The following is an 11,552-nucleotide window of genomic DNA, read 5'->3' as shown; positions in this document are numbered from 1 at the left end:
AAGAGACAGGCCACCACCAGCGCCACGCACGCGACCCCGACCAGCGCCGCCGAAGCCCCGGCCCCGGCCAGCGCCGTCCGCCGACGCCGGAAGCGCCGGTACCCGGCCATCGCCCCGGGCGCCAGATCGTCCTGCGGCACCGCCACGCCGTCCTCGTCGAACATCATCCCGAACAGCTCGCGCGCCGTCTCGTCCGACATCTCCTCAGTGCTCTTCATCGCCGCCCGCCCTCCCGCGAGTACTCGAAGTCGGCCAGGGAATCCCCGAGCAGCTCCCGCAGCTTGGCCAGGGCCCGCGACGAATGGCTCTTCACGTTGCCGGTCGAGCACGCGAGCGCGGCGGCCGTGTCCTCGATGCTGAAGTCCGCCCAGAACCGCAGGACCACCACGGCCCGGCCGCGCGGCGGCAGCTCGGTCAGCGCGGCCAGCAGCGCCAGCCGCAGATCGGGCTGGTCCTCCCTGGCGAAAGGCGAGGTCGTCACCGCGACCGAGGCCTGGATCTCGCGCTCCCGGCTCCGCTTGCGCCGCCCGCCGAGGTAGGCGTTGATGAGCGTCTTCTGCGCGTAGGCGTCGATGGAGTCGGCCCGCTTCGCACGGTGCCAGGCCTTGCACAGGTTCAGGAGCGCGGTCTGCGTGAGGTCCTGCGCCTCATGCCAGTCCCCGCACAGCAAGAACGCCGTGCGTTTCAGATGGCTCTGCCGAGCCGCCGCGTACTCGGCGAACTCCTCCAGCCGTGCCTGGTCGCCCATGGGCCCCTCCCGATTCCCGTCGATCGAGACACATGAGTGACCGGGAACCGGAAAGGTTGCGTCACCTCTTCAGATCAGTTGCAGATCAGTCCGCTCAGCTTCAGATCAGCCCGCGCCGCCTCGTGGAATCAGGACACGGACTCCTGAGCCTGCTCCACCAACGCCGCCAGCTCCGTCAGCGCCAGACTGCCCGGAGCCCGCCCCTCGGCAGCGAACACGGCACTCAGCCGCTGCATCAGCGCGTTGACCGGAGTCGGGACGCCATGAGTGCGCCCGATAAGCGAGATCTCGCCCGACAGGTAGTCCGTCTCGATCGACCCGGTCCCGCGCGCCAGGCTCTGCCAGCTGGAGCCGCCGCCGCGCGGCACGGCGGCGATCTCGACGAAGTCCATCCGATCGCCCTGGACGGCCTGACGCTCGGCGGAGCCGACGAACGGGATGCCGGCGGCGTTCAGGACCCGGATCCCCTCCTGCCGACACGCCTCGATCAGCCGCTCGGCCAGGTCGTCGTCGGCAGCCACGTCACCCACCGCCTCGACGGCGTTGCCCAGATTGCTCAGCAGCTTGCCGTACTTCCAGCGCATCACGTCGTCGACCACCGGCGCGTCGAACCGGCTCTCGCCGAGGTCGTGGCCGATCTGCTTGATCACGTCGTCGACGCCGTCCGGGTACCGGCCGACGGTCAGGATGCCCGACTGCGGCGTGCAGTTGGCGGCCACCACGCCCGGCTCCAGGTGCACCGAGGGCAGCCAGACGCAGAGCCCGTACACGTTCTGGAACAGGCGCAGCGCCGTGCGCTCGTTCTCGACGCCGTTCTGCGCGCAGACGACAGGCAGCAGCTCCGCCGCGGTCCCGCCGCCGGCGACCGGCGCCTGCGCCCACTGATTCAGCACGCCTGCGGTGTCCTGCGACTTCACGCAGAGCACCAGCACGTCGTCCCGCCGCAGCTCGCCGAGCTCCCGCGGCCCGGCGACCGCCGGGATCGGCAGCCGGGGGGTTGGAGGCGAATACAGATCGCTGTCCGGGGTGAGCAGCCGCAACCCGTCCCGCCGCAGGGTCTCCAGGTGCGCACCGCGTGCGACCAGGACCACGTCCCGCCCCGATTCGGCCAGCCGGCCGCCGATGGTGCCGCCGACCGCGCCGGCGCCGATGATGATGTAGCGCATCCTTCGGACTCTAGCGGTCGTAACGCTCATGTGAAGACTCGAAAGTCTTTTCGTGAACAGCGGATTTTGCGATCTTGTGTCCAAGGGGGCTACTGACAACCCCCTCAATACATGTTTGACTCCGCTTGTGAGCCAGACCGCCCCGTCTACAGCCGTGCCCGATCCCTATGCGGAGCGGCCCTGGCTGCGGTTCTACGCAGCGGGCGTGCCCACCGACGTGACCGTCCCGGACGTCCCGGTGACCAGGCTTCTGGACAACGCCGCGCGCGATTTCGGCGACCGGACCGCCCTGGTGTTCTTCGGCCGCAAGACCAGCTACAAGCAGCTTCGCCGGGACGTCGACCTGCTGGCCGGCGCGCTGCGCGAGCTCGGCGTGGACAAGGGCGACCGCGTTGCCCTGGTGTTGCCGAACTGCCCGGCCGCGGTCACCGCGTTCTTCGCGATCACCCGGCTCGGCGCCGTGATGGTCGCCTGCAACCCGCTCTACACCGACTCCGAGCTGCGGCACCAGCTCACCGACTCGGGCGCGAAGGTGGCGATCGTCTTCGACGGCGCCTACGCGACCCTGGACGCCGCCCGGCCCGGCACCGCGGTCGAGCACGTCATCTCGGTGTGCCTGGCCGACTTCCTGCCCTCGTTCAAGCGCAAGCTGCTGGACCTGCCGATCGGCGCGGCCCGGGAGAAGCGGGAGCGGCTGATCACGCCGCTGCCGCCGGGGGCGCGCGCCGTGCCGTACACGGAGTTCCTGGAGAACTCGCCGGGCCCCGTCGACCAGGAGCCGGTCGAACCGGCGCAGGACCTGGCCGTGTTGCAGTACACCGGCGGCACCACCGGCCGCCCGAAGGGCGCCATGCTCACCCACCGGAACCTGGTCGCGAACGCACACCAGGTGGAGGCGTGGGACCAGAACGCCGTGGTGGGGCGGGAGTCGGTGCTGTGCGTGCTGCCGCTGTTCCACGTCTACGGCCTGATGCTGTGCGTGGTCACCGGCGTGCTGCTGGCCGGGACGCTGGTCCTGCTGCCGACGTTCGACCCGGAGCTGGTGCTGGACGCGGTGAAGCACGAGCGGCCCACGGTGTTCCCCGGCGTGCCGCCGATCTACTCCAAGCTGCTGGAGCACGCGAAGCTCGGTAAATACGACCTGCGCTCCATCCGGACCTGCATATCCGGCGCCATGCGCCTGCCGGTGGACACCATCGACGCCTTCCAGAAGGCGACCGGCGGCCGCCTCGTCGAGGGCTACGGCATGACCGAGTCCTCCCCGGTCACGCTGGCCAACCCGCTGAACGCCAACTCCCGGCCGGGCACCATCGGGCTGCCGCTGCCGAACACCCACGTGAAGATCGTCGACGAGTTCCGCCAGGACCGCGTGCTGCCGATCGGCGCGGCCGGGGAGCTGGTGGTGTTCGGGCCGCAGCTGTTCCAGGGCTACTGGAACCAGGAGGACGAGACCGAGCAAGCGCTGCGCAACGGCTGGCTGTACACCGGCGACATCGGGGTGATGTCGCCGGACGGCTACGTGACGCTGATCGACCGCAAGCGCGACGTGGTGATCGCCTCCGGGTTCTCGATCTACCCCTCGGAGATCGAGGACGTGCTGCGCGAGCACCCGGCGGTCTACGACGCGGCGGTGATCGGCGTGCCGGACCCGTACCGCGGGGAGACGGTGAAGGCGGTGATCCAGCTCGCCGAGGGGATGTCAGCCAGCGCCGAGGAGTTGGACGTGTTCGCGCACCAGCACCTGGCGCCGTACAAGGTGCCCAAGCTGATCTCGTTCCGCGAGGACCTGCCGCGCAACATGATCGGCAAGGTGCTGCGGCGGGTGCTGCGCGAGGAGCACGCGGCCGAGCACCCCGAGCAGGACCGGGAAGCCCCGGGGCAGGACCCCTTCGCCGATTTCAAGCGGTGAAACCCCGCGCGCCCGCGGAGCCCGGTGTGAGAGGCTTCGCGGCATGCTCGGGACTGTTGATCTGCCGACCTTCGTGCTCGGCGCGCTGCTGATAGTGCTCCTGCCGGGTCCGAACTCGCTGTATGTGCTGACGGTCGGCGCGCGCAAGGGTGTGCGCACCGGCTATCGCGCGGCCTGCGGCGTGTTCCTCGGCGACGCGGTGCTGCTGACGCTGACCGCCGCGGGCGCGGCCTCGATGCTGAAGCGATCGCCGGCGACGTTCGACGTGGTGAAGTACCTTGGCGCGGCCTACCTGGCGTGGCTCGGGTTCGGGATGTTGCGCTCGGCGGTGAAGGCCTGGCGGCAGCGCTCGGCTGCGCCGGCTGCCGACGCCGCAGCGATGGCCGAGGCGATGGAGGCCGCCGAGCGGCCGTTCCGCCGAGCGCTGGTCGTCAGCCTGCTGAACCCCAAGGCGATCCTGTTCGACCTGGCGTTCCTGACCCAGTTCGTGAACCCGCACGCCGCGCACCCGACCGAGGCTTTCGCGCTGCTGTCGACGATCGTGATGCTGTTCTCGGCCGGATACCTGAGCGTCCTGATCTTCACCGGGCACCGGCTCGCAACCGCGTTCCGCCGGCGCAAGCGACTCGCGGCCTCGATGACCGGCGGCATCGGCTCGCTGTTTCTTGGCTTCGCGCTGAAGCTGGCCACCGCTTCGCTGGGTGCTGCTTAGCGCTCAGCTAGTCGTCGCGCTCGGTCCTGGTGTGCTCGTCCACCAGGGCCCGCAGCTCGCCGGCGGCCTTGCGCGCCGCCTTCCCGCCGGAAGCCTGGATCCCCATGGCCGGCAGCACCTCGCCGTTGTCCAGATCCAGCAGCACCCAAGGATCCCCGGGGCGCAGGTTCACCCGTACGATCTGCGCCCACTCCAGGCGCTGCGTCCGCGCGGTGTTCACGATCGTCAGCCCCCGCTCGTCGGCGACGATCTTCGGGCGCGCCAGCAGGTAAAGCCCCGCCGAGATGGCCGGGCCGATCGCCGCGAACGCCACGCGCTGGGGGGTCGACCAGGCCGTGGAGCCGGTGTCGGGCAGTATCAGGGCAACGACGACCAGCGTGACGATCAGCGCCGTGGACACCGCCAGCACCGCCACCCGGGTGCGCTGCGGCCGGAAGGTCGCAGGGAGCTGCGGGACGCGATCGGGGACCGGGAGGCTGTTCGGGTCCAGAGGTCCGGGGGCCTGGTGGTCGTGATCGTGGTTGTCCGTCACCTGCACGCTGGTCCGTTTCTCCCGGGCTCAAAGAACCCATGACAACTAAAGCCGACACGCGAGGATATCCGTGACGAGGATTCCCCTCGCACCCAGATCCCACAAGTCGTCCATCATGCGCTGGGCCTCGGCGCGGCGGACCATCGAGCGGACCGCGACCCAGCCCTTGTCGTGCAGCGGCGACACGGTCGGCGATTCGATGCCCGGGGTGACCTGGACCGCGCGGTCCACGTTCTCGGCGCGGATGTCGTAGTCCATCAGGACGTACTCGCGCGCGGTGATGACACCCTTCAGGCGCCGCAGGAACTGCTCCACCGCGGGGCTCTCCTCGGCGCCGACGCGCCGGATCAGCTGCGCCTCGGAGGTGAGGATCGGGTCGCCGAAGACCTCCAGGCCGGCGTGGCGCAGGGTGGTGCCGGTCTCCACGACGTCGGCGACGACGTCGGCCACGCCCAGCGCGATCGACACCTCCACCGCGCCGTCCAGCTTCACCACATCGGCGGTCACCCCGGCGGCGGCCAGGTACTCGCGCACCACGCCCGGGTACGCCGAGGCGATGCGCAGCCCGGCCAGGCCCGCCACCCCCGGCTCCTTGGCCACCTGCTCCACGGTCGCCGGCAGCGCGGCGAAGCGGAACGTGGAGCGTGCGAAGCCCAGATCCATGACCGCCTCGGCCGAGGCCCCGGAGTCCAGCAGCAGGTCGCGGCCGGTGATGCCGATGTCCAGCCGGCCCGACCCGACGTAGGTCGCGATGTCGCGCGGGCGCAGGAAGAACAGCTCGGCGTTGTTGGCCGCGTCGACGACCATCAGTTCCTTGCCGTCCTTGCGCCGCCGGTATCCGGCCTCATGCAGCATCGCCGTGGCCGCCTCCGAGAGCGATCCCTTGTTCGGCAGTGCGATGCGCAGCATGGCGTGTGACCTTTCGGTTACCGGTGGTTGACGGTGTTCCACCGGCCAGTATCGACCAAGGTCGCCGGGCCGCGCCGGGGTGTTCACTCGGTGGGATGACGCCGGGAACAGTTTGAAGGACCCCGCGCAACCACGCGGGGCCCTTCGAAGTCACTCACCCGGAGAGGCTCACAGGTGCTTGTAGACGTGCTCCAGATCCAGTCCGCGCGCCAACATCAGCACCTGGACGTGGTACAGCAGCTGCGAGATCTCCTCGGCCGTGCGGTCGCCGTCCTCGTACTCGGCGGCCATCCAGACCTCGGCGGCCTCCTCGACGATCTTCTTGCCGATGGCGTGCACGCCGAGCCCGAGCAGCTCGACCGTGCGCGAGCCCTCCTCGCCGCGCTCGGCCTTGGCGGCGAGCTCGCCGAACAGGGTCTCGAAGGTCTTGGACGTGATCGGAACGGCGGTTCCCACCGGCACCTCCACGGGTTCGTCGGCTGTGGGCGAGGCGTTCACCGCCGCACCCCGATCTTCTTCAGCACCAGCGCGGTGGCCACCGCGGCCTCGACGGCCTCGCGGCCCTTGTCCTCCTTCGACCCGGGCAGGCCGGCGCGGTCCAGCGCCTGCTGCTCGGTGTCGCAGGTGAGCAGGCCGAAACCGATCGGCGTGCCGGTGTCCAGGGCGACCCGGTTCAAGCCGTCGGTGGCGGCCGCGCACACGTACTCGAAGTGCGGGGTGCCGCCGCGGATCACCACGCCGAGGGCGACCACGGCGTCGTAGCCGGAATCCGCCTCGGCCAGCGCCTTGGCGATCACCGGCAGCTCGAAGGAGCCCGGGGCGCGGAACAGGTCGTGCTCCGCCCCGATCTCGGCGAGCGCCTTCTCGGCCCCGGCCACCAGGCCGTCCATGACCTGCGTGTGCCACTGCGCGGCCACCACCGCGACCTTGAGGTCGGCGCCACCCTCGATGCTGATGGTCGGCGCTCCCGCTCCGCTCACTGTTGCTCACTCCTTGTTGCGTTCGTGGCCCCGCGTGTCCGTGCGGCGCGCGAGGGCAAGTCTTCCAGACCGGGGACGCCGGTCGCGTCCGGATCTTGCGAGGTGGTCGAGGTCGGGTGGTCGGGTGAGCAGTCGGGTGAGCAGTCGGGTTATCAGCCGGCTGATCAGTTCGGTGGTCGGTCGGGTGAGCAGACGTCAGCCGACGATGGCCGAGGCGAGTGCTTCGGTGTCGGCGGCGGCAGCCGCTTCGAGGTCGTCCAGGCCGTCCAGGCCGTCCGCGTCTTCCAGATCGGGCAGGTCGTGCCCCATCCGGTCGCGCTTGGTCCGCAGGTAGCGGATGTTGTCGGCGGTCACGTTCCCGGGCAGCGGCACGCGTCCGGTCACCTGCAGACCGAACCCCTCCAGCGCCGAGCGCTTGGCCGGGTTGTTGGTCAGCAGCCGCATGGAGCGCACCCCGAGGTCGGCCAGGATCTGCGCGCCGGTGCCGTAGTCGCGGGCGTCGGCCGGCAGGCCCAGCTCCAGGTTCGCGTCCACGGTGTCGTGGCCGAGCTCCTGCAGCTCGTAGGCGCGCAGCTTGTGCATCAGGCCGATGCCGCGGCCCTCGTGGCCGCGCATGTAGAGCACGACACCGCGGCCTTCGACGTCCACGGCGCGCAACGCGGCGTGCAGCTGCGGGCCGCAGTCGCAGCGCCGGGACCCGAAAACGTCCCCGGTCAGGCACTCGGAGTGGACCCGGACCAGCACGTCCTCGCCCTCGCCGATCTCGCCCTTGACCAGCGCGACGTGCTCGATGCCGTCCACGTCGGACCGGTAGCCGACGGCGCGGAACTCGCCGAAGGCAGTCGGCAGCCGGGTCTCGGCGGCCCGGGTGACCGACTTCTCGGTGCGGCGGCGGTAGGCGATCAGGTCGGCGATGGAGATCAGCGCCAGGTCGTGCTCCTTGGCGAACCGCGCCAGCTGCGGCAGCCGGGACATCGAGCCGTCGTCCTCGACGACCTCGCAGATGCCGGCGGCCAGCGGCAGCCCGGCCAGCCGGCACAGGTCCACGGCGGCCTCGGTGTGGCCGGCGCGGACCAGCACGCCGCCGTCCTTCGCGCGCAGCGGGAAGACGTGGCCGGGCCGGGTCAGGTCCTCGGCGGCGGTGTCGGCGGCGGCCAGCAGCCGGATGGTGTGCGCCCGGTCGGCGGCCGAGATGCCGGTGGTCACGCCGTCCCGGGCGTCCACCGAGACCGTGTAGGCGGTGCCCTTGCGGTCCTGGTTGACGGCGGTCATCGGCGGCAGGTTGAGCCGGTCGGCGTCGGCGGCGGGCAGCGGCACGCAGATCACGCCGGAGGAGTAGCGGATGGTGAACCCGACGACCTCGGGGGTGGCCAGCGAGGCGGCGAAGATGAGGTCGCCCTCGTTCTCCCGGTCCTCGTCGTCGACCACGACGATGGGCCGGCCGGCTGCCAGTTCCTTCAAGGCGCGCTCGATGGTGTCCAGGACGATGGGCTCGGCGACTTCCGGGGCGCTCATACGATGGCCTCCTTCAAAGAAGTGGTGTCGGCAGCGGGGACCGGCTGCCGCAGTCTGGGGGCTGTGTTGATGGAAGTCTTGGCGCGCGCCTTGATCATCCATTGGCGCAGGCCCGCGACGACGATCGCGAAGTAGAAGACATAGACCAGACCGGAGACCGGAAGGCCGTTGTTGAAGGCGAGGGGGACGCCGACGATGTCGACGGCGATCCAGACGAACCAGAACTCGACGTAGCCCTTGGCCTGGGCCACGGTGGCCACCAGCGAGCCGATGAAGATGTAGGCGTCCGGCCACGGCGCCCACGAGGCGTTGTAGTGCTCGAGCACCAGCGCGAAGGCGACGGTGCCGAGTCCGAGCCCGGCGACCAACAGCGCGCGCTCCAGCCAGCCTGCCCAGCGGATGGTGATGTCGTGCTCGTTCCTGCGGACCGACGTCCAGCGGAACCAGCCGTACAGGGCCATCACCGCCAGCGCGACCTGCCGCGCCGCGGTGCCGCCGAGGTGCGCCGATATGTCGGCGCCGAACAGCAGCACGCAGCCGGCTATCTGCACCGGCCAGGCCCACATCGAGCGGCGCAGCGCGAGCGCCACCGTGGCCAGGCCGAGCAGGTTGCCCAGCAGGTCGGACCACTTGACCGTCTCCCCGAACAGGTGGAAGGCGACCAGGTTGGCCCAGTGGAAGGCTCCGTTCACGCCTGCTGCCCGCCGACGGTCGCGGTGCTGTTCGGGGTGCCGTTCGCGGTGTTGTTCGCGGTGCCGTCCCGGGGCTGGTCGGCGCTGGTGTCGCCGAGCCCCAGCAGCCGCTCGGTGTACTTGGCGATCACGTCGATCTCCAGGTTCACCGCGGCGCCGGGGCCCTTGCTGCCCAGCGTGGTCAGCTCCAGCGTGGTCGGGATCAGGCTCACGGTGAAGGAGTCGACGGCGGCCTCGACCACGGTCAGCGAGATGCCGTCCACGGTGATCGAGCCCTTGTCGACGACGTAGCGGGACAGCGCGGAGGGCAGCGAGACCCGGACGACCTCCCAGTGCTCGCCCGGGATGCGCTCCAGCACGGTGCCGACACCGTCGACGTGGCCCTGCACCAGGTGTCCGCCCAGGCGCGCGCCGAGCTTCATCGGGCGCTCCAGGTTGACCGGGTCACCCGGCCTGAGGTCGCCGATGTTGGACTTGACCAGCGTCTCGGCCATCACGTCCGCGGTGAACTCCCCGGCCTGGGCGGCCTCGGTCCCGGACTCGATGACGGTCAGACACACGCCGTTGACGGCGATGGAGGCGCCGTGCTCGGCGTCGGAGGTGACCAGCGACCCGGCCACGCGCAGCCGCGCGGAGTCGCCTTCCACCTCCAGCGCGACGACGCGGCCGAGCTCTTCGACGATGCCTGTGAACACGGTGTGCTCCCTCTTAAGTCCGCAATCCGCCTCTTGCCGGTGCCGGTCGGCACGCGGTCGAACCCGGACTCCGGGAAAAGGGGGTGCGTGAGGGGAGGCGGCGCGCCACGGCACGCTCCGCCCAGGTCGGCGGCAGCCGTCGCGAACGCCGCGACGGGACGTGGTCCGCACCGGCGCTGTGCGGACACAGCGAGGCGGCACGCCCGTCGCGTGCAGCCTCCCATCCGGACTTTAACCGTCGGTCCCGGAATTCCACCGGATCGGCCACCCGTTCGCCGAAGCGAACGAGCGGTTCGCGGACTGTCACCGCCGGTTCGGAATTCCACCGACCCCGGAGCACGCGTTCGTCGTTCCGAACCAGTGTGCCACGCGATTCATTCCCGGTCACCCGAGCGTGGTGCGCGTCACCCCGGCCCTCGCCCCAGAATGTAACACGTTCTAGTTTTCTCGGGAACCGTCCCGACGCTGCTTTGACTTCCCGGACAGTAGGCTGCCCGCGAAGATATGCACGTAGCCTGATCTCGGACACAAACCATTGATGCGGGGGGACGCGGATGGCTGGACAGGCAGAGCCCGGCCGGCTGATCGGTGGCCGGTACCGTCTGCTGGCACGCCTGGGTGCCGGGGGCATGGGCCGGGTCTGGCGCGCCTCCGACGAAGCCCTGCGCATCGAGGTCGCGGTGAAGGAGGTCTGGCTCCCGGCCACCCCCGGCCCCGACGCCGACGAACGCCTCCGCCGCGCCGAGCGCGAAGCGCGCAACGCGGCCCGCCTGCGCGACCACCCGAACGTGGTGGCGGTGCACGACGTCGTGGTCGAGGACGGCGCCCCCTGGACGGTGATGCAACTGGTCGCCGGCCACACCCTGGAGGAGCACGTCGAGGAGTACGGACCGCTGTCCGTGGCACACGCGGCCTTGGTCGCCGGCGCCCTGCTGGACGCCCTGGAGGCGGCACACGCGGCGGGCATCGTGCACCGGGACGTGAAGCCGGCGAACGTGATGCTGGCCGACGACGGACACGTGCTGCTCACCGACTTCGGCATCGCCATCGGCACCACCGACACCGCGCTGACGGCGGCCGGAAGCTTCCTGGGCTCGGTGGAGTACATCGCCCCGGAGCGGGCGCGCGGGACCGAAGGACTGGCGGTCAGCGACCTGTTCTCGCTGGGCGTCACGCTGTTCCAGGCGGTCGAGGGCTTCTCCCCGTTCCACCGCGAGACCGCCACCGGAACCCTGACCGCGGTGATCCTGGACGAGGCGCCGCCGCCGGTGCGCGCCGGGAGGCTGACCCCGCTGATCACCGGGCTGCTGGAGAAGGACCCGGCCGCCCGGCTCGGGATCGCGGAGGCGCGGCGGGCTTTGGCGGCGCCGGAGGTGGTGCCGGTGCCGCCGGTGGCACCGGTGACTACGACGGTTGCGCCGACCAACGCGCCGACGGTTGTGGGGCGGCGGCCGATCAACGGCTCAGGTGCGACCGGCCAGCGCCGACAGACCGGCACGGCATCACGCGGGCACGGCACGTCATCCCAAGCGACCCCGCCGCGCGCACAAGGCGCGATGCCCCCGCGCCGACCGACCGCCGACGGCACCGGCACCGGCAAGCGCCCATCGCAGGCCACTGACCAGCGGCGCCGCATGCAGCCGCCGATCGCGGACCCGCGCCGCCCCACCGCCACCGGCCAACGACCGCACGCC

At 70.9% G+C, this 11,552-nt stretch carries 12 protein-coding genes, 1 pseudogene and 1 riboswitch; of the genes and pseudogenes, 3 read left to right on the top strand and 10 right to left on the bottom strand.

Annotation, left to right across the window (positions count from 1 at the left end; translation table 11 throughout):
- From GWK61_RS47840 to GWK61_RS47830, 3 genes and pseudogenes are all read right to left on the bottom strand, one after another.
- Window positions 1-218, bottom strand: a pseudogene (locus GWK61_RS47840) (hypothetical protein); the annotation flags it as partial.
- Entirely contained in the window at window positions 215-748 is a 534-nt protein-coding gene (locus GWK61_RS47835; protein WP_194919963.1) for a SigE family RNA polymerase sigma factor, read from the bottom strand. The pseudogene GWK61_RS47840 and the gene GWK61_RS47835, both read right to left, overlap by 4 nt.
- 128 nt (window positions 749-876) lie before the next feature.
- Window positions 877-1,914: a ketopantoate reductase family protein gene (locus tag GWK61_RS47830; protein WP_194919960.1), complete on the bottom strand. Its 1,038-nt coding sequence runs from the start codon at window positions 1,912-1,914 to the stop codon at window positions 877-879.
- Between the two features lie 127 nt (window positions 1,915-2,041).
- Between GWK61_RS47830 and GWK61_RS47825 the strand changes: the two genes are divergently transcribed.
- Together GWK61_RS47825 and leuE are read left to right on the top strand one after the other, a co-directional pair.
- Window positions 2,042-3,823, top strand: a complete 1,782-nt coding sequence (locus tag GWK61_RS47825; protein ID WP_323748091.1) for an AMP-binding protein — start codon at window positions 2,042-2,044, stop codon at window positions 3,821-3,823.
- Window positions 3,824-3,866: 43 nt separating this feature from the next.
- Window positions 3,867-4,535, top strand: coding sequence for a leucine efflux protein LeuE (leuE, locus tag GWK61_RS47820; protein ID WP_194919958.1), 669 nt, complete (start codon window positions 3,867-3,869; stop codon window positions 4,533-4,535).
- Window positions 4,536-4,542: 7 nt separating this feature from the next.
- Here the strand turns inward: leuE and GWK61_RS47815 are convergent, their stop codons facing one another.
- The 7 genes from GWK61_RS47815 to GWK61_RS47785 all read right to left on the bottom strand — a co-directional run bounded on the left by GWK61_RS47815 (window position 4,543) and on the right by GWK61_RS47785 (window position 9,858).
- Complete coding sequence (locus GWK61_RS47815) at window positions 4,543-5,067, bottom strand: PH domain-containing protein (RefSeq protein WP_323748090.1); 525 nt, start codon at window positions 5,065-5,067, stop codon at window positions 4,543-4,545.
- Window positions 5,068-5,112: 45 nt separating this feature from the next.
- Window positions 5,113-5,976 (bottom strand): ATP phosphoribosyltransferase, encoded by an 864-nt coding sequence (hisG, locus tag GWK61_RS47810; protein WP_194919954.1) that lies wholly within the window; start codon window positions 5,974-5,976, stop codon window positions 5,113-5,115.
- A gap of 168 nt (window positions 5,977-6,144) precedes the next feature.
- Window positions 6,145-6,414, bottom strand: coding sequence for a phosphoribosyl-ATP diphosphatase (locus GWK61_RS60240; protein WP_194919965.1), 270 nt, complete (start codon window positions 6,412-6,414; stop codon window positions 6,145-6,147).
- A gap of 56 nt (window positions 6,415-6,470) precedes the next feature.
- Window positions 6,471-6,956 (bottom strand): 6,7-dimethyl-8-ribityllumazine synthase, encoded by a 486-nt coding sequence (gene ribH / locus GWK61_RS47800; RefSeq protein WP_194919952.1) that lies wholly within the window; start codon window positions 6,954-6,956, stop codon window positions 6,471-6,473.
- A gap of 195 nt (window positions 6,957-7,151) precedes the next feature.
- A complete protein-coding gene (locus GWK61_RS47795; RefSeq protein WP_194919949.1) occupies window positions 7,152-8,471 on the bottom strand; it encodes a bifunctional 3,4-dihydroxy-2-butanone-4-phosphate synthase/GTP cyclohydrolase II in 1,320 nt (439 codons plus the stop codon).
- A complete protein-coding gene (gene pnuC / locus GWK61_RS47790; protein WP_194919947.1) occupies window positions 8,468-9,163 on the bottom strand; it encodes a nicotinamide riboside transporter PnuC in 696 nt (231 codons plus the stop codon). The genes GWK61_RS47795 and pnuC overlap by 4 nt, the downstream gene beginning before the upstream one ends.
- Window positions 9,160-9,858, bottom strand: coding sequence for a riboflavin synthase (locus GWK61_RS47785; protein ID WP_323748089.1), 699 nt, complete (start codon window positions 9,856-9,858; stop codon window positions 9,160-9,162). Before GWK61_RS47785 ends, pnuC begins: the two co-directional genes overlap by 4 nt.
- A gap of 206 nt (window positions 9,859-10,064) precedes the next feature.
- A riboswitch (FMN riboswitch) is annotated at window positions 10,065-10,202 on the bottom strand.
- 210 nt (window positions 10,203-10,412) lie between these two features.
- Here GWK61_RS47785 and GWK61_RS47780 point away from each other — a divergent pair.
- Window positions 10,413-11,552: serine/threonine-protein kinase (locus GWK61_RS47780; RefSeq protein ID WP_194919944.1), on the top strand; the 1,140-nt coding region annotated here is incomplete at its 3' end.

Source organism: Catenulispora rubra (assembly GCF_015356825.1).
Lineage (GTDB): Bacteria > Actinomycetota > Actinomycetes > Streptomycetales > Catenulisporaceae > Catenulispora > Catenulispora rubra.
The sequence above is the reverse complement of the archived record's forward strand: the minus strand, read 5'-3'. Positions and strand labels throughout refer to the sequence as shown.